The 17,678-nt window shown below is 69.4% G+C and carries 14 protein-coding genes; 7 read left to right on the top strand and 7 right to left on the bottom strand.

The window, feature by feature from the left end; all coding sequences use genetic code 11:
* Positions 1-193: 193 nt before the first annotated feature.
* Positions 194-856: an acyl-CoA thioesterase gene (locus TX83_RS23705; protein WP_222423784.1), complete on the bottom strand. Its 663-nt coding sequence runs from the start codon at positions 854-856 to the stop codon at positions 194-196.
* Positions 857-869: 13 nt separating this feature from the next.
* Here TX83_RS23705 and TX83_RS17045 point away from each other — a divergent pair, with 13 nt between their 5' ends.
* Entirely contained in the window at positions 870-1,133 is a 264-nt protein-coding gene (locus TX83_RS17045) for a hypothetical protein (RefSeq protein ID WP_064749175.1), read from the top strand.
* Between the two features lie 44 nt (positions 1,134-1,177).
* On the opposite strand, the gene TX83_RS17040 is transcribed toward TX83_RS17045, so the two are convergent.
* Together TX83_RS17040 and TX83_RS17035 are read right to left on the bottom strand one after the other, a co-directional pair.
* Positions 1,178-1,945: an isocitrate lyase/PEP mutase family protein gene (locus TX83_RS17040; RefSeq protein WP_064749174.1), complete on the bottom strand. Its 768-nt coding sequence runs from the start codon at positions 1,943-1,945 to the stop codon at positions 1,178-1,180.
* Between the two features lie 43 nt (positions 1,946-1,988).
* Entirely contained in the window at positions 1,989-2,996 is a 1,008-nt protein-coding gene (locus tag TX83_RS17035) for a saccharopine dehydrogenase NADP-binding domain-containing protein (protein WP_064749173.1), read from the bottom strand.
* A gap of 190 nt (positions 2,997-3,186) precedes the next feature.
* Between TX83_RS17035 and TX83_RS17030 the strand changes: the two genes are divergently transcribed.
* Positions 3,187-3,729, top strand: a complete 543-nt coding sequence (locus TX83_RS17030) for a TetR/AcrR family transcriptional regulator (protein ID WP_222423783.1) — start codon at positions 3,187-3,189, stop codon at positions 3,727-3,729.
* 226 nt (positions 3,730-3,955) lie between these two features.
* On the opposite strand, the gene TX83_RS17025 is transcribed toward TX83_RS17030, so the two are convergent.
* Entirely contained in the window at positions 3,956-5,752 is a 1,797-nt protein-coding gene (locus TX83_RS17025; protein ID WP_141233544.1) for a hypothetical protein, read from the bottom strand.
* Positions 5,753-6,928: 1,176 nt separating this feature from the next.
* Here TX83_RS17025 and TX83_RS17020 point away from each other — a divergent pair.
* From TX83_RS17020 to TX83_RS17000, 5 genes are all read left to right on the top strand, one after another.
* On the top strand, positions 6,929-7,594 hold the full coding sequence (locus tag TX83_RS17020) for a TetR/AcrR family transcriptional regulator (RefSeq protein ID WP_075575220.1): 666 nt from the start codon (positions 6,929-6,931) through the stop codon (positions 7,592-7,594).
* A 67-nt stretch (positions 7,595-7,661) separates the two neighbouring features.
* The gene (locus tag TX83_RS17015) at positions 7,662-9,443 is read left to right on the top strand and encodes a DUF1800 domain-containing protein (RefSeq protein WP_064749170.1); all 1,782 of its coding nucleotides are present in this window, start codon (positions 7,662-7,664) and stop codon (positions 9,441-9,443) included.
* Positions 9,444-9,451: 8 nt separating this feature from the next.
* Complete coding sequence (locus tag TX83_RS17010) at positions 9,452-10,840, top strand: DUF1501 domain-containing protein (protein WP_064749169.1); 1,389 nt, start codon at positions 9,452-9,454, stop codon at positions 10,838-10,840.
* 221 nt (positions 10,841-11,061) lie between these two features.
* Entirely contained in the window at positions 11,062-11,442 is a 381-nt protein-coding gene (locus TX83_RS17005; RefSeq protein ID WP_141233543.1) for a hypothetical protein, read from the top strand.
* 1,276 nt (positions 11,443-12,718) lie between these two features.
* Positions 12,719-13,045, top strand: coding sequence for a hypothetical protein (locus TX83_RS17000; RefSeq protein WP_064749167.1), 327 nt, complete (start codon positions 12,719-12,721; stop codon positions 13,043-13,045).
* A gap of 218 nt (positions 13,046-13,263) precedes the next feature.
* On the opposite strand, the gene TX83_RS16995 is transcribed toward TX83_RS17000, so the two are convergent.
* The 3 genes from TX83_RS16995 to TX83_RS16985 all read right to left on the bottom strand — a co-directional run bounded on the left by TX83_RS16995 (position 13,264) and on the right by TX83_RS16985 (position 17,629).
* The gene (locus tag TX83_RS16995) at positions 13,264-13,599 is read right to left on the bottom strand and encodes a hypothetical protein (RefSeq protein ID WP_141233542.1); all 336 of its coding nucleotides are present in this window, start codon (positions 13,597-13,599) and stop codon (positions 13,264-13,266) included.
* Positions 13,600-13,982: 383 nt separating this feature from the next.
* Positions 13,983-16,859, bottom strand: coding sequence for a winged helix-turn-helix domain-containing protein (locus TX83_RS16990; protein WP_064749165.1), 2,877 nt, complete (start codon positions 16,857-16,859; stop codon positions 13,983-13,985).
* A gap of 326 nt (positions 16,860-17,185) precedes the next feature.
* Entirely contained in the window at positions 17,186-17,629 is a 444-nt protein-coding gene (locus tag TX83_RS16985) for a transposase (RefSeq protein WP_064749164.1), read from the bottom strand.
* Positions 17,630-17,678 lie beyond the last annotated feature (49 nt).

The following is a 17,678-nucleotide window of genomic DNA, read 5'->3' as shown; positions in this document are numbered from 1 at the left end:
AGTCGTCGGCGCACGGTGCGCGGGCGACGCCGATGCCAACGCGCCGGCATGCGTCCGGTTGACGGTTCTCGGCTGTTTTATGCCGCGCCGGCGGCGGATCGGATCGAAGTGTGATCGGGTGGATGGTTCGCCCGCGATTACGGCGAACGGTTGCGATGCCATTCGAAGCGCGGCTGAGCCGCGATGCGCCGGCTCAGCCGATTCGCACGCGCTCCAGCGCCGCTCGCAGTTCGTCCGGCAGCGGCACCGGTCGCCGGGTCTGCGGCGATATCGCGACCTGGGTGATCGTGCCGCGGAAGGTGGTCCGGCCTTCGGCGTTGACGGCCGCGATCGCCAGGGTGAAGGAATGCTCGCCCACCCGCTCCACCGTCACGTCGATATCGATCGCCTCATCCCAGGTCATCGGATGCAGGAACTCGATCGAAAGCGCTCGCGCCGGCGGCAGGATGCCGAACGAGAACAAACGGCGTTCCGCCGGCGCGCCCAATGCGTGCGAGAGGAACGCCAGCCCCGCTTCCACCACGAAATGGGCGATGCGCGGCGTATAGACCACGCCGCCCGGATCGCAATCGCCGAACAGGATCGCCCGACGGGTTCGAAACTGCATGTCGCCTCCTCCTGCTGCCTCGTGGACCGGCGACGGCCGCACTCGCCGGCTCGCGAATTCCATCGGATCGACGACGACGCGCCGCCGGTCCGAGCTCGTCCCATGATGCGACGCATCATGTGCTAGCGTCGCGCTTTCCCGCCGCCGGGGCCGCCGCCGCTTCCGGAAAACGGGAGACGCGTCGCGTTGCGCCGCCGTTCGTGCGCGCGATCGCGGTTTGGCCGGGACACCCACCACGGCGGCGTTCAATGGAGGAAACCGCATGAAGGGATGGATTGCAAAAGCCGCCGCGCTCGCCGTTTTCGCCGCGGCCCTCGGTTCGGCCGCGCCGGCCGCCGCGGAACCGACTTACGCCTGCACCGCGGCGACCGAAGGGCATCTGTTTCAGGTCGCCTACGATCATCCCTACGATCCGGGCTCGTTCTACCAATGCCGCGCGGGCGCCTGGCGCCTGATCGGCGTCTGCACGCCCGAGCGCGGCTGCCCGCCGCCGCCGGACCCGAACGGGCCGATCGTGGAGATGTAACGAACCACCGGCGCCGGGCGCGACATCGCGCCCGGCGCCGGCGTTCATGCGCTCGGCGCGGACGCAGCCTGCGCGGCGGCGCGCACGCCTTCCATCGCGGCCAGGTACGGGCCGGGGCCGTAGCTCACCCGGGCCACGCCGGCCCGGGCCAGGGCCGGCAGTTCCGGCAGGCCCGGGCCGACCATGACGTTGACCGGCAGTTCGACCGTTTCGCACAAGGCCGCGATCGCGCGGGCATCGACCAGCCCGGGCACGAACAATCCCGAAGCGCCCGCGGCGGCATACGCCTTGGCCCGCTCCCGCGCCTCCTCCAGCCCGTCCATCGGCGCCAGATCCGGATCGAAGAACAGATCGGTGCGCGCGTTGATGAACAAGTCGACGCCGCGCGCGCGGGCCACGCCGCGAATCGCCGCAATGCGTTCGGCCTGCGCCTGGATCGCGTGCAGACCGTGGCCGGCAACGATGCGGTCCTCGAAGTTGATCCCGACCACGCCGGCATCCAGCAGGCGCGCGACGTTCGCCGCGGCGGTCGCGGGGTCGTCGCTATAGCCGCCTTCGAAGTCCACGGTCACCGGTACGTCGACCGCGGCGGCGATGCGGCCGACGATGTGTTCGACCAGCGACAGCGGAATCGCTTCGCCGTCTTCGTAGCCCTGCGCGGCGGCGACCGCCCAGCTGCTGGTCGCGACCACCGGCGCGCCGGCGCCGGCAATCGCCTTGGCGCTGCCGGCGTCCCAGGCGTTGTAGAGCCGCAGGGGGTCGCCCTTGACGTGGAGAGCGGCCAAGCGTTGAGCGAGTTCATTGCGTTGCATGAGCGGGGTTCCTTTGGAGTAGGACGAACGGAAGCGCGTCGGATCAGACCGGGTCGAATGCCGTCGCGAGATGAGTGGGCGTCAGGGCGCGCAGAAAGTCGCGAGCGTCGAACGCTTCGCCCAGCGCGAGCGCGCCGGAGCGCGGGTAAGCAGGATCGAGCAAACGGACGACGGCTTCTGCGATCAAGGGCGCCGATACCGCGTAAATGTCCTGCCCGCGGGCGACGGCGCGGCGCGTTCCAGCCGGCCCGGCGACGACCACTTCCATCGCGAAGCGTTGCGCGGAGCGCCCTAGCGCGTCGCGCGCGCTCGGCGCGGGCGTATCGGCGTCGCGTACGTCCGCCAGCGCGCTCGCGCTCAGGTAGCTGCGCAGGCTGCGGACGCGCAGGTGCCGCGACAGGGTGACGATTTCGCTGAACGGCATCTCGACCACGGTCTGCGCGCCGTGCGGCGCGTCGAAACGCCAGTCGATGCTCGCCGCGGGCAAGCCCATCGGCACCAGCCGACCGTCTTCCACCACCACGCGCGGCACGCGGTTGCGCTCGCCGGTGCGGCGGGTTCCTTCGGTCGGCCACCAACGATCCAACGCGACCGCGGTGGTGATGCGCTCGACCGGCTCGGCACCGGCCAGGGCGCTGGCGAGCAAGTCGGCGAGTCCGCCGTAGAAGCCCGCCGCGGGAATGACCGCGACGCCGGCCGCGCGCGCCGGGCCGTCGTAGGCCTGGAAGGTCGCCTGGGCGCTGGCCTGTTCGGCGGTCACGTCGAGATAGGAGCAACCGGCGCGCACCGCCGCTTCCACGACCGGCGCGGCGGTGTCGAGGAACGGTCCGGCGCAATTGACCACCACGGCGCAGCCGGCGAAAGCCCGATCCAGCGCCACCGGATCGTCGATCGCGGCCTCGCGGCCGGGCACGCCGGCGGGCAGGCGAGAGGCGTCCCGGCCCACCGCCACCACGGGAATAGCGCGCCGGCGCAGCTCGGCGACGACGAACTTGCCGGTGTGTCCACCGGCGCCGTACACCGCAACGGCGGGGATCTGCTGGTCGTTCATGAGCCCTCCCAAGGGCGATACAGACCGGTCTGTAGCTCAAAAACTACAGACCGGTCTGTATCATGTCAACACCCGATTCGACCGGAGCGCTGCCATGGCGACCCACGCCCCTACCCCGCCTCCTGCTCCCGCCCCTCCGAACCGTCGCCGCGCGCGCGGCGCCCAGCCGCAGGACCTGCGCGAGCACCTCTTGCGGACCGCCTCCGCGCTGTTCTACGCACGCGGCGTGCGCGCCGTGGGCGTCGACCTGGTAATCCAGGAAGCCGGGGTCGCCAAGACCAGCCTCTACCGCCATTTCCCGACCAAGGACGACCTGATCGTCGCCTTCCTGGAACGCGAGGACGTGGAGTTCTGGGGCTCGTGGGACACCGTGACCGCGCAGCATGCGGGCGACCCGATGGGCGAACTCGAAGCGCATATGCGCTGGATCGGCGAGCGGCTGGCGCGCTCGAACTACCGCGGTTGCCCGCAGATCAACGTGGCCGCGGAATTCGCCGAACCCGATCACCCGGCGCGGCATGTGTCGCGCAAGCACATGCGGGCCTTGCGTGCGCGCCTGGAAGCGCTGGCGCGCGGGCTGAACGTGGCGCGACCGCAAGAACTGGGCGCGCAATTGGCGCTGTTGGTCAACGGCGCCTTCGTCAGTTCCGGCCTGCTCGCGCCCGAGGAAGCGACCGATGTGCTGCTCGCTTCGGCCAGAGCGCTATGCCGGGCCGCAGGCGTTTCCGGCTGAAGGCGCGGCGCGCGGGCGGTCGACGCCGGCCGGCTGCGCTGCGCCGAAACCGCTTCATCGCAGCACTCGCCGCACCATGACGGCCTCCAAAGCGCCGTCGTCGCCTCCGCGGCCCGCAACGACGAATGCCCGCCGACGGCCCATGCCGCCGGCGGGGTAATGCACCACCTCGGGCCGGGCGACGGCGACCGGCCTCGCGCCGATCGCCGCCGGCCTGCGCCTTCGATCAGTGCGCGACGGCCACCGTGTCGGCGGCGCAACCGCCCCACCAGCAAGGCACCGTATCCCGGTACGGCAGCACCGCGCTCCACTTCGGACTTTCCGCCGCGGTCTTGAACAGGCTTTCGCGCAGGCCCCAGGCGCCGTACTTGCTGTAGGCGCCGGCGAAATTGAACTGCACGAACACCTGCCCCTGGCTCGCAGTCCAATGCTCCATCGTCCGTGCATAGGCCAGGCCCATGCGCGGGTCGCGATTGGCGCGCAACCACAAGGCCTGCCACTTGGCCTGGAACTCGGCCTCCACCTCGGCGCAGTCCGGCGGGTCCTTGCTCTTGCACTGGTACGGGCCGCCGTTGATCAGATGCTGACCGCCCTCGTAGGCGTAGATCGGCTTGGCGTAGGCACCGCGCGCGATGTCGTCGCGATAGTTGCGCATCCAGATGTCGGACTGGGCCAGGGCGCCGCCGACCGCGTCGGGCTGGCGCGCCGCTGCGATGTCGCTCAGCGGCGTCTTGGCCAGCGGCTGGCCGTTCTTGTCGCGGGCCAGGATCTCTTCGAACAGCTTGTCCAGGCCGCCGTCGGGCTGAGTGAACCAAGTCTTGACGATGCGGTCGCGGTAGGCGTGCTCGGACATGTAGACGCCGAAATAGGGCGCGATCGCCATGGCATCGAAGCTGTCGGCGCAGGGCTTGCCCAGGATCGCCGCCGCCTTCGGGCACGGCAACAGCACATGCCGGGCAGTCCAGGTCGTCGCCGCCTGCGCGTTGACCACGCATTCCACCCGGCCGGCTTCGGCGCCGAACTCGGCCTTGACGATGTCGCACAACTGCGCGGCGCGCATCGCGTGCCAGTTCTGCTGCCAGTCGAAGGCCGTGGTGTTCGGGTCGTCGTCCGTCTCCGGGTCGCCCCACAGACCGACCGCCTGCCGGTACTGCCATTTGTAATTGTCGTCGAAGCCGCCGTTCCAGGGCTCATTGGTGTATTCGAGGATCAGCTTGGCCTTGGGGTGCAAAGCGGCCTTGGCGGTGCGCGCGAACCGCTGCGCGTAATCGTCGTTGGCCTGGGTCGGCAGGTTGATCCAGGCATCGGCCTTCAGCGTATTGGCCAGGTCGATCATCACCCCCACCGGCACGCCGTAAGGCCCGGTCCAGGTGGCGTCGGTCTTCAGCGGCCGGTGCGTCCACTCCGCCAGTTGCGAACTGTTGGTGCGGCCCCAGTCCATGAAGCGCAGCGTGCGCATGCCGCTGAGATCGGCCAGGAACGTGGGGAACCACACCTGGGTCTTGGACAGCGTTTCCAGGGAAACGTAGTCGCCGCTGCAGTTCGCCTCGCCCGCCACGTAGACGTTCTTGGCCGAGGCGCATACGCCGCCGGGCGGAATCACGCGGATGTTGCGGATGTGGTCGCCGACCGTGGTCGACTTGATCCTGAGCAGGAAGCCGCCGCCCTCGTCCTGGCCCGAATTGGTGATGCGCACCAGGTCGCGACCCTTGGACGCCGACACCAGCCGGCCGATGCCGTCGTACTCGATGGTTCCGCTGCCGTCGTACAACACGGTGTAGACGCCGGCCGGGTGATCGCCGCGATCGCCCTGAAACATGTCGGCGACGACGTACCGATACTTGACGTCGTTGTCGCCGGCCGCGGGCAGGCGCTTGACCCAGCCGTTCTCGTCCAGCTCCAGCTGGCTTTCTTCGCCGGTATCCCAAACGCCGTCCTTGGAAGTGATCCAGGGGCTCGCGCGCTTGAACTGATCGATGGTCGGAAAATCGTTCGACCAATAATCGAATCCGGACAGGTTCACGCCCATCCCACCGTAATGTCTTTGTCCCGGCAGCGCCGCGACCCTGCCTGCGGCCACATCGCGCGGACTTACCACGGCCGGGGCGGCCGATACGGCCTCGCCGGGGCTCCCGCCCGCGACCTCGGCGACGTCACCGCCGCCGCAAGCCTGCAAGGCGCCGGTCATCGCCGCCAGACACAGCCATTGCCGCCCCGGCACCCGCCATGCGGGTCCGACGCGGGACTTCGACTTCGACATGTCTTCTTCTCCATAAGAAATAAGCGGAAGCGGCATCGCGCTTCCGACGATCGCCCGCACGCGCGGCGCGACCCGATGAACGAGGCAACCGGCTTCGATCGGCTGCGCATTGAAGCCACGCCGTCGTGCGGTGCGCCGAGAGCATACGGCAGCGTTCGAAGCGCTCGGCGCGCTCGATGCCGGCTGCCGCATGCGGATCTTCAAAGCTGGGAGCCGGCGCCCGTTCGCCGGCTACGACCGGCATGCCGGGTGTCGCAATGTCGCGCTCGCCACGCAGGGACCTTCGAATGCATCGAAGCGCGACGCGCTTTCCGTTCGTCGCGATCCGGCAGCCGCTCGTCGCGACGACAAAATTCCGCTGCGACGGTGTCAACCCGATCCGAGGCAAGGCGTTCTAGCGGTCGTTCGGATGGACTCGCGCGTGCAAGCGCCTACGCCGAGCGCCTACGCAACGTCCGCCGCGCAACGCCGTCGAGCCGCAGGGGATTTCGGTAACCGCCTGTTGCACGCAAGGGCCCCCGCCCTTCGCTCGACCAAGACCTGGAACGACCAGACAAGGACGCACACATGAAGCCCGAGCCGACGCCACTCCCTCGCGCCGACACCGCTCCCGCCGTAACCACCGCTCTCGTTTCTCCGAATGGGCCGGACCGGACGCCGTTGCCAACGACGCTCGGCGTCCCGGCCCGCGCCGTGCACGAGCCGTCCGCGCACCGTGCGCGATCGCGTCGCCGCCCGCCGCCCACGAGCGACGGCGCGCGCCGCACTTAGCGCCGGACCGGCACGCGGCGCCGACCGCGTTCGCGGCCGACACGCCGCACGCCGACGCATCCACGACATCGCTTTCCGGCTACGAACCGCCGGCGGACCGGTCGTGCGCGCGAGACCGCGCCGCGGCGGCGACTGCCGGACTTCCGACCGCCCCACCCCGAGTCTCCCATGGCCTCCTCCCACCTCCGCGAAGGCATCGGTACGCGCCGCTCCCGCATCCTGCGCACCGCGCTCGAGTGCTTCCTGAATTTCGGCTACCAAAAATCGTCGATCGACGACATCGCCCGCCGCTCCGGCATCGCACGCACTCTGGTCTATCGGATTTTCCGCAACAAAGAAGATGTCTTCGCCGCCGTGTTCGAGCAGTGGATCGCATCGCGCCATCCGGCCGCGCGCGCGGTCGCCGCGTCCGGCGCAAGCGCGGGCGAACGCCTGAGCGCGGTGATGGAGCTGCTGGTGATCGCGCCCTGGCGAGACATGGCCGGCGCACCGATGGCCGGACAGTATTACGAAGTCTGCCGACGGCTGATTCCGGAACACCTGGACAACCATCGCCACGTCCTGCGCCGATGCACGCAGACCGTGCTCGGCGACGAACTGGCCGCCGACGTCTTTCTGCTGTCGCTCGACGGACTGTTCGCGAACGCACCCACGGCGGACGCGGTCCAGGCGCGGGTCAAGCTGTTGATCGATCGTTTCACCGCTCCGCCCGCACTGCGTTTCGGATCGCCCGGTGCGATGCCGGAACGATTCCCCGACCGGCGCGGAACCACGCCGATACCGCCGGGCGGGCCGCGCAGCCAAGGCCTGCCGCGGCCGCTGCACCGACCCTAGCCGTTCAGCCCACGCGCCGCCGCCGGGATCGCGCCGGCGCCCACGACACCACACCAAGGGGAACTCCATGTTGATCGAACGCATCCGCACCGGTGCGCCGGGCTGCGCCGCCATGGCGCTGCTGACGCTCGCCCTGACCGCCTGCGAAAGGCCCGCGCCGACGCCGCCGGGCGCGCGGAAATCGCAGCTTGCCACCCCGCCCCTCGCGGCCACCTCCCAAACCCGGGCGGTATCGGCCACGGCGGTCGAATCCGATGCCGCAGCGGCCCGTTTCCTGGCCCAGGCCACGTTCGGCCCGACCCTGGAAGACATCGCCCACCTGCGCAGTCTGGGCAGCTACGAACGCTGGATCGACGAACAGTTCGCGCAGCCGCCGTCCTCGCACGCGCGGTACCTGCACGTGCTGCAGCCTGACCCGCCCGACACCGGCCTCAGCGACGACCAGCGCCTGGAGGGCTGGCTGCAGATGGCGATGGGCGGGCCGGACGGACTCACCCCGGGCCTGCACCACAAGGACCAACTGCGCCAGCGCGTCGCCTTCGCGCTCAGCGAAATCCTGGTGATTTCCGCCGCCGGCATGCAGCAGCGCGCCGGCTTCTCGACCAGCAGCTACTACGACGTCCTGGTCGAGGACGGCCTGGGCAACTACCGGACCTTGCTCGAGCGGGTGACGTTGCACCCGGCGATGGGCAAGTACTTGTCGATGCTGGGCAACGAGAAGCCCGATCCGCTGCTCAACATCCGCCCCGACGAAAACTACGCACGCGAAGTGATGCAGTTGTTCAGTGTCGGCCTGGTCCGGCTGAATCCGAACGGCACGCCGATCCGGGTCGACGGCAAGACCGTGCCCACCTACGGCCAGGACACGATCCAGGGCTTCGCGCACGTGTTCACCGGCTGGTCCTACCGCGATTGTGTCCGTTTCCGACACTGCAAGGCCAGCCGCGTGGATCCGGTGCGCGAGCAACCGATGGCGGCCTACCCGGAGTTCCACGCCAGCGCCCAATCCAAGCAGTTGCTCCAGTATCCCGGCGTGGCTTTGCCCGGCGGCGTGCTGGCGGCCGGCGGCACGCCCGAGAGCGATCTGCGCGCGGCCCTGGACAACATTTTCCATCACCCCAACGTCGGCCCGTTCATCGGCCGCCAACTGATCCAGCGCCTGGTGACCAGCAATCCCAGCCGTCCCTATGTCGCGCGCGTCGCGGCCAAGTTCGACGACAACGGCGCCGGCGTGCGCGGCGACATGAAGGCCGTGGTCAAGGCCATCCTGCTCGATCCGGAAGCGCGCACCGCGCAGGCGCCGGAGCACTTCGGCAAAGTGCGCGAGCCGATGCTGCGCCTGACCCATCTGTGGCGAGCGATGAACGCGCGCAGCCGCAGCGGCCGCTACGTCGCGCGCAGCCCCGACTACTACCAGCGCAATCTCGGCCAGTACCCGCTCGGTTCGCCGTCGGTGTTCAACTTCTTCCGCCCCGACTTCGTGCCGATGGGCGAGATGAGCGAACTGCGCCTGGCCGCCCCGGAGCTGTCGCTGGCCAACGATTCGCTGATGCCGGCCACCAACAACCTGTGGTGGTCGCTGTTGCGGTCGTTCCATACCGGCAACCCCGACCAGCCCGACCACGCGATCCTGATGGATTACCGCCGCGATCTGCCGCTGGCGGCCGACCCGGGCGCCCTGTTGGACCGCTACGACCTGTTGTTCCTGTCCGGACAGATGTCGCCGGCGATGCGCGACGTGCTGCTCCGCCGGCTCGAAGACACGCGCAACGACGATGGCGGCCTGGCCCGGGTGCAGCTCGCGCTGTACCTGATTCTCAACTCGCCCGAATACAACGTCCAAAAGTGAGGTCCGCCATGGATAGACGCACATTCCTCGGTCAGTCGCTGCTGGCCGCTGCCGGCGGCGCCGCCGCCTACGCGGTCCCGTCGGGCCTGAGCCGCCTCGGCGCGGCGGTCCATCGTTACGGCCCCGGCCGCTTCGACGACTATAAAGCGCTGGTGATGGTGTTCCTCAACGGCGGCAACGACGGCTTCAACACCGTGGTGCCGTTGGAAGGCGCCCATTACGAGCGCTACGCCGCGGCGCGCGCCACGCTGGCGCTGCCCGCCTCGGCCTTGCTGCCGTTGCAGCCGTTGCCGGGCGGCGGCGCCTCCGACGGCGCGCGCTACGGCCTGCAGTCGGCGCTGAGCGACGACGACGCCCTCGGCACCACCGGCTTGCAGCGCCTGTTCGGCAACGGCGCCGCCGCGGTGCTGGGCAATGTCGGCACCCTGATCCGGCCGACCGACAAGGACGCTTACCTGGGCAACCGGGTCCCGTTGCCGCCGCAACTGTTCTCCCACTTCGACCAGGCCCAGTACTGGCAGATCTCGCGCGACGACGACAGCCGCCGGCTCGGCTGGGGCGGCCGCATCGCCGATCTGATGACCCCGCTCGACAGCGGCGCCGCGGTTCCGATGCTGATCTCGATCAATGCGGCCGCGACCTGGGCGCGCGCCGCCGAACTGGACCAGTACGTGCTGCACCAGACCGGCCCCATGCCGATGAACCCGACCGATGCCGAGGTGCGCCAGGCCATGCAGGAACTGGTCGCGCCGGACCTGCAGGCGCACGCGATGGAGCGCAGCTACGCCGGCTCGTACCGGCGCGCCCGCGACGTCGGCCAGTCGGTGGCCGAAGCCCTGGCCAGCGTGGCGCCGCCGAGCACGCCGTTCCCGGCCACCGGCCTGGGCGGCGCGTTGCGGATGGTCGCCCACGCGATCGCCGCTCGCAACGCGCTGGGCCATCGCCGACAGATCTACAGCGTCTCTTTGGGCGGTTTCGATACGCACGACGACCAGTTGCTGGAACATCCGCTCCTGCTCAGCACGCTGTCGCAGGCGATGACCGCGTTCTACGACGCCACCGTCGAACTCGGCATCGACCGCGGCGTCACCGCGTTCACCGCTTCGGACTTCGGCCGCACGCTGTCCTCCAACGGCGACGGCTCCGATCACGGCTGGGGCTCGCACCATTTCGTCGTCGGCGGCGCCGTGCGCGGCGGCCGCTACTACGGGCGCATGCCGGATCTCAGCGTCGACGGCCCCGACGACGGCGGCCAGGGCCGGATCATTCCGACCACCTCGGTCGATCAGTACGCCGCCACCCTGGCGCGCTGGTTCGGCGTGGAGGAAGGCGACCTCGACGCGATCCTGCCGAACCTGCGCAACTTCCCCACGCGCGACCTCGGCTTCCTGGGCTGAGCGCTGCGCCCCTCGCGGTCCGCCCTACGGCCGCGAGGGGCCGGCAAGGCGGCGGGAATCGGTCCCTTCGGCCCGGTCGGATCGTTTCGCCGCCCGATTCCTTCGATTCGGCCCAAACGCCTTGAGGACCGCGGCTCGCGCGCCTAGGCTCGTGCGCAGGACGGGTCGCATACGACCGCCCGCGCAAGCGCCAGCCCAGCCAGCCGATCAAGGACGACAGCGTGCAGAATCGAAAGCCCGTTCAAGTACGCATCGCTGTCGGTTTGTTCTATCTGTCGCTGGCGCTGTCCCTGGTCAAGCCCTTCATCGAGCTCGGGCCCACGCTGCGTCCACCCGCCAGCCTGGTCCTGACCGTCTCGATCGCGGCCTTGGTGACGGTGTTCCTGATCGAGTTCATATCGATCGGACGCAACTGGGCCCGCATCGCCTATCTGGTGCTGAGCCTGCTCTCGCTGCCGTTCACCGTCTACGCGCTCGCAAGGGGGCTGACCGGTTCCTACATCGGCACCGGCTCCGTCATCGTGCAACTGCTGTTGCACGCCGTCGGCCTGTACCTGTTGTTCGCGACGCCCGGCAAGCGCTGGTTCGCGCCGCGGCGCTGAAGCCGCCGACAATACGCGCACCGCCGCCGTCGCAAGACGCGGCGGACGCCTGCCGATTTCGCGACCATCCCGGAGTGTCGCTGCTCCAGTCGGCACGGACGATGGCTACGCCTGCATCACGGCCCGCCCGTACTCGCCCCGGCACGCATCGCCTGCCTCACCGTATGAACCGGCGTTCACCGCGCGTCGCCGATCGCGGCCTCGGCCGTTGGCGTGTGTGACTGCGTTGGGCCAGGGTTGATCCCGCTACGCCGACAATCCGCTCGGCGTCGGACGGTTGCAGAACAAGGCATCGCCGCCCGAATCCTGCACGCTGGACCGCGCGGGGTCCCGGCGGTGCGCCGATCGTCGACGAACCGTGGCGGACCGGGTTCCTGCGATTCGACCTGCCCCTGTCGCCGCGGACAGCGCTCCACGCTGCGGCCAGGCGCGCGCCCGGACACCCGGCCAAGAAGATCCAACGCCGTGCGCTCGCAGTCGCCGCTGTCCGCTCCTGCCTGCACTCCCATGGTTTTCCCGCTCGAAACAGGCTCGATGACCGGTTCCAACGTTGCGCTGCCCAACCCCGCCCCCGCCGCAGGCCGGCCGGGCACCTCGGAAATCGTGCCGGCCGTTTTGGGGCGGGCCGCTGCGGCGCTGATCGCGGTTGCGACATCGGCGCTCATCGGCTGGCTGCTTTTCCGCCCAACCACCGTTGCCCCGCGATCGCCGGAACTGCTGCTGGTCTTGATCCAATCCCCCTATGTCGCCGAATCGACGCCCGCGGGTCGCGCGCCACACGCCCCACGCGCCCCGGTCTCGCCGCCGCGCAGTTCTGGTCGGCCCAGCGCGCATCGGGTGCCGATCGTCCCGGCAAGGGCCGACCGTTCGCCGGAAAGCGGCGGCGGCGCGCGCATGCCGAGCCGCAATGCGGCGTCTGCGTTCTCCGACATCGGGCAACACCGCCTTTACAAAGGCGACGGCCGAGTCATCCTCCCCGCCGGGACGGCGATAGATCCGCTCAAGCCGGCCCCTCGCAGTTCCGGCGACCCGGACGATCGCGCTCGCCGTTACACGGAAAAGCTGCGTTCCCACGACGACCCGATGGACTATCGTCCGGCGCGATTCGACAAGTACTGGCAGCAGAGCGAAGCCGGCGGCGCTTTGGCGAAGCGCATCGGCGCCGCCTCGCGACGGATCGCAGACGTTCTGTACGGCGAAGACATCCAGCAAGCCATCGCTCGGCCCCCCGCCGCAGGCGCCGTTCAAACCCCATTTGCACGAGAACCCGTCCGACTTGAGCAGCGAGGAAGCCTACAAGACGGTATCGATCTCCGACGAGCCCATCCCAGGCTTCGACGGCGAAGCCAGCAGGCGCGTTCGCGAGGCGAAGGCGGCGATCCACCGGATCTATGCGGGTTGCGGCAAAGCGGTCGTCGACCTTAGGTTGAAACCGCTGCATAAGCATGCCATCGATCTGGAGAACATCGAATTCGCTCTCGCCTACGCCGCCGGATCGGCCGCAGAACGGGACAAGTCGCGGCGCGCCGCGCAGACGGCCTACGACGAGTCCCGGCGCGCCATCGCCTATGCCGACCGCGAGCTGTCCGCGTGCGCGAAATGAACGCCCCGTGCTCGGTCGAAACGGCGACCGCGCCAGCGACCGGCCCTTCGCCGTGCACGAGCATCTGCCTCGGCCGTTAAGTTCCCGATAGCCGCGTCGCCGGCGCTGAATGCAGCGCCCACCGAATCACGCTCATCGCCATCGTCGATGCGGAACCGTTCCGGATCGATCTGCGTCTGTCGCGAACTTGGTCGGCCGCAACCGACCGCCATCGCAAATCAAGACGGAAAAATGGCTGAGCACGGAAAAGCGAACTCGATGGCGAAAACCACCAACCCCACCGTCCAGCAACCCAGCATCGCCAGGAAGCCGAGCACGGTGTACAGCGCATGCGACCGAACGCTCTTGTCGCTGCCGAGCTTCTCCGCGATCTCGAGCATCCATGCGCCCATCGCGCCGGACACGCCGAGAACCACCCAGCCCAAAGCCGTGAACCACAACGGCTGCGGACTGTCTGCGTTCGCACAATGGTCGCCGGCCCCCACCACGCCGCAATGGAGCGCCCATGCCAACACGGCGCCCATGCCTTTGTGGCGCTCGCCTGGAATTTTCATCGTCTCGAGTGCCCGTATTCTTATCGATCGCCAGTCCGCCCCAGCCGCCCGACCCGCATCGCGCGTGCCTTGAAGACCGCCTGCGGTGCGATGCCCGGTCGGCTGCGAGTCGCCGCTTCGTCTTCATGCCTGCGACGCAAGGACACAGGGCATCGCGCGTCTCGATCCGCGGCGCCCTCGGGCGATGGGAAAATCGAAGATCGGCTTCGACCGCGGACGCCGCCAACGATAGCGGCCGGGCATTGAACGCTGCGCAACACTGTCACGCTTGCATCGCCGGTCCCTGCCGGGGAGCCCCGGCGATCGCCCGTCGCCGCACCGGCCGCAGGGGGCAGGGGGAAAGAGGGCCGAATCGGCCGAAGCCGGCGGAGCTTGCGGTGCGACTACGGGTCCAGCCACCCGGCGCCGGCACCGCGCATGCCGGTACGCGCGACCAGGGCTTCGCGCTGCGCGGCGTCGCAGTCGTTTTGTATGGCGCCGGCCGGCAGCAGGCGGTGGACTTGCAGTTCCGTCGCCACGTCGCCAAAACGCCGGGCCTGCTGGTGCAGCTTGGCGGCGGCGACCGCGGCCCCGGCCAGGTCGCCGCGTTCGCGTGCGTCCCAGGCCTCGAGCAGATCCAAACGACTGCGCAGCGACCAGGCGTCGCCAGGGATCAGCTGGTGCGCCTCCGCGGCGTGCACCCGGCTTTGCGCCCAATCGCCGCGCGTCGCTGCGCTTTCGGCCTGGCCGACGCGCGCCGACGCGATCAACACCGCGTACCCGGTCGGCTGCAACTGAGGCCGCAGTTGCGCATAAATGCGCTCAGCGCGGTCGCCGTCGCCCAGGCGCGTCGCGATCTCGGCGATGCCGATCAGGTGCGTCCACTTGCCTATAGCGCCCATGACCGGAGCCTTCTCCGCCTCATCCAGCAAGGCGACGGCGCGTGCGCGATCGCCGGAGAGCCATTCCAGGCGGCTTTCGCCGAGCGTCGCGGTCGCCCCGGCGAAGCGGTAATTGGCTTTCGCGCAGCGCGCCAGGCTTTGCCGCGCCTCCGGCAGGCGCCCCAACGAGAGCAGGACATCGGCTCGGAGGCAGCTCAGGCTCGCCCGCATGCCCGTGTCCGCCGGTCCCGCCGCGTCCGACTGCAGCTTCTCCGCATCGTCGAGCGCGGATATCGCCTCCCGGTAGCGCCCGCGCAGAGAGGCCAGCCTCGCGACATGCTGTCCGTAGAGGTACACGGCGCCCGTCTGCAGGTCCGCGTCGCGCAGCCGGGCGATGCTGGCATCGGCTTCGGCGAACCGGCCCGACTGGATCAATCCGCTCAGCAGTATGACGCTGATCTGGCGCATCGAATGCACGTCGCCGGCGGCCTCGGCCACGGCATAGGCCTGCTGCAGCCTGGCCCGATGAGTGACTACGTCGCCCCTGCCGGAGGCCCGGGTCGCGCTGGCCATCAGCGCGATGAGCTCCAACCGGCGGTAGCCGCCCGCGCGCGCCCGCGCCAGCAGTTCGTCCATGCCGGCGTCGCTGCCCGGTTGGGGCAGCGCGGTCATTTGCGCAAGGAACCGCGAATGCAGGGCCCGGGTCGAATTGCCCGCCTGGTCGTAGAGTTCGGCCGCTTTCGAGTACCACGGCGACGCGCCGCGTTCGGGATGCTGATACGTATCGGCGATCGCCAGGGTCAACAGGGTGTCCGCACGCTCCAGCGTCCAACCGGGGCCCAGGTCGCGGGTGATCTTCTCCGCCGCGGTGGCCACCGCTCTCGACCGGTCCAGCTCGCCCATCATTCGGTAAGCATCGGCGCGGAGTTGATCCTTGGCGATCCGCACGCTGACCGGCTCACGGACATTGGGCATCGCCGCCAACCGCACCTGCGCGTCCTTCGGCCGGCCTGCCGAGAGCAGCAGGCCGATATGCTCCAGTTGATAGGCCGTCTTGCGCGGATACCGTTCGACCAGCGCCGAATAGGCTTCCAGCGCGTTCCTCTCGCTGAACGGATCGATGGCGAGGCGTTGCGCCTGCAGTTGCGCCGCAACGTCGGCCGGCACCGGCGCCAACAACCGCACCGCCGCCTGCATCTGTTCGTTCGCCGCCGCCGAGTTGTACAACTCGGCCTGCGCTTCGGCGAGCTGCAAGCGCGCCAGACCGAAGCGCGGCGCCATCTCGACGACCTCCGCCCCGTTTTTCGCCACCGCCATCCAGTCCCGCTGGCGACGCGCCTCCGCCATCCGGGCGTAGCGCTCGGCCGCCTGCGCGCTGAGTTGCAACACCGGCCAGGGCTGCTTGTGTTCCGGCACCAGCCGGGCCATGACTTGGCGCGACAGCGAATCGACCAGCGCCGGAACGTCGGACCGATCGCCCTCGACCTCGAAACGCCGCTCCTTGCCGTCCTGCAACACCCGCGCATAGACGGCGATCCGGCCGGCTTCGTCCGGCATCCGCTCCGACGACAGGAAAACCACGTCGACCGCCCCAGGCCCACCGCCGGCCGCCAGATCGCTTTCGGTCAACAGGTTCACTTCCGGCAGGCTGTCCAGCTTCCACGACAGCCATTGCTCGAGCAACGTGGCCGCCCACGGCGTCGCCGCACTCGGGTCGCGCATCGCCACCACCGCCACCGATCGCTCCGTGCGGCCCGCCGCTCCCTGCCAGGGCCGCCCCAGCAGCAGTGCGGCGACGACGCAAAGCAGAGCCAGCCCGGCGGCGCCCGCCCCCCACCGGTAACGGCGTTTCAGCGACTGTGCCGAAGCCGAAGGCGTCGTATCCGACTGTACGGATTCGTGCAACACGATCCGGTCGGGCGCGGTCGGTTCGCGCGCAATCACCGCCGGGACCGCCTGCACATCGGCGCTCTCCAGCGGGATCTGCGGCGCGCCGGCCCGTTCCGCAACGACGGACGCGGCGTCGCCCGCAGCGGCGTCGCCCGCCGCCGACGGCAGCTGCTGGAACCAGCGCAGCGGCCCGGGCGGCTCGAACACGTAACCGCTCTTGGCGACCGTGCGGATCCAGTTCTTGCGCGACTCGCCCAAGGCCCTGCGCAGCAGCCAGACGTTCTGCGAAAGATTGGTGTCTTCCACTATCGTGCCGGACCACAGCCGCTCGAACAGTCCGGAGCGGCTGTGCAGCTTGTGCGGCTCGCTGAGAAACAGCAGGAACAGGTCGAACACCCGCTGCGGCACTTCCACGCTCTGATCGGGGCCGATCAGACGCCGGTATCGCAGGTCGACGATCAAGTCGTCCTGCTGCAGATAACAGGCATCGGCAGGCCACGGTGTGGTCATCGAATTCACCTTGCTGGCGCGGCAGCAAGGGGCAGGGCCGGCGCAGTCGGGAACTCCGCACTGCGGCGCGATTCGACCTTGCCTCTCGTTTCCTCACCGACCGCCCGCCAGCCGGGCTGGCGGCGCCATCATGCGTCCGCATCTGAGTCCAGGCAAGCGATTCTCGGCGGGGCGACGAGCGAAAAAAGCGCCGGACCGGACGACCGTGACCGGTCCGGCGAAAACGAACGCGTCCGGCCTTGGGGGGAGAGGGCCGAACGCGATCGGAACTCGTCGTGCAGGGGCACGGCGTCGAACCCGACCAGGCGGGCGCCGGCCGGCGACGATCAGCCCGTCGACAGCAGGCCCCAGCGCTTGGCGATCTCGACATCCAGCTCGCCGGCGTCGCCCGGCTCGCGCTCATGGGACGCCACGCGTCCGCGCCTGCGCCGCCAGAGATTGTTGGCCCGATAGCGCTCCACGCGCTCGCGCAACCCGCGCGCGAGCGGGCTGTCCAGCCCCAGGGCGCGCTCCACCGCGATCCAGTGCTCGTCCTTGACCCAGCGCAGGAAGCGTACGTAAACCGCCCGCCAGGAACCGAACCCGCCCGGAATGCTGGTCCAGGGAGCGTTGTTGTGCACCACCCACAACACCGCCTCGATGAAGGCGCGGTAGTCGCCGGTGTTGTTGAGGATCCGCGCCTGGTATTGACGCGGAAGATACGAAGCCACGATTCGCCACTGCTGGTCGTCGAGCTGGAACGGCCGCGGCTTGATCGGATCGGACGGCATGGTCACGTCGGATTACTCCCTTGCATGGTATCGACCGGCATCGAAGCGG

The organism is Lysobacter antibioticus HS124 (assembly GCF_000336385.2).
In the GTDB taxonomy this organism is placed as follows: domain Bacteria; phylum Pseudomonadota; class Gammaproteobacteria; order Xanthomonadales; family Xanthomonadaceae; genus Lysobacter; species Lysobacter firmicutimachus.
Note: the sequence above shows the minus strand (reverse complement) of the source record. Positions and strands in the feature narration are given on the sequence as shown.

Coding starts and splice junctions, on each gene's coding strand:
- TX83_RS16990 (WP_064749165.1), bottom strand. CDS start 16,859: ATGACCACACCGTGGCCTGCCGATGCCTGTTATCTGCAGCAGGACGAC.
- TX83_RS17020 (WP_075575220.1), top strand. CDS start 6,929: ATGGCCTCCTCCCACCTCCGCGAAGGCATCGGTACGCGCCGCTCCCGC.
- TX83_RS17040 (WP_064749174.1), bottom strand. CDS start 1,945: ATGCAACGCAATGAACTCGCTCAACGCTTGGCCGCTCTCCACGTCAAG.
- TX83_RS16995 (WP_141233542.1), bottom strand. CDS start 13,599: ATGAAAATTCCAGGCGAGCGCCACAAAGGCATGGGCGCCGTGTTGGCA.
- TX83_RS17035 (WP_064749173.1), bottom strand. CDS start 2,996: ATGAACGACCAGCAGATCCCCGCCGTTGCGGTGTACGGCGCCGGTGGA.
- TX83_RS17015 (WP_064749170.1), top strand. CDS start 7,662: ATGTTGATCGAACGCATCCGCACCGGTGCGCCGGGCTGCGCCGCCATG.
- TX83_RS17045 (WP_064749175.1), top strand. CDS start 870: ATGAAGGGATGGATTGCAAAAGCCGCCGCGCTCGCCGTTTTCGCCGCG.
- TX83_RS17010 (WP_064749169.1), top strand. CDS start 9,452: ATGGATAGACGCACATTCCTCGGTCAGTCGCTGCTGGCCGCTGCCGGC.
- TX83_RS16985 (WP_064749164.1), bottom strand. CDS start 17,629: ATGCCGTCCGATCCGATCAAGCCGCGGCCGTTCCAGCTCGACGACCAG.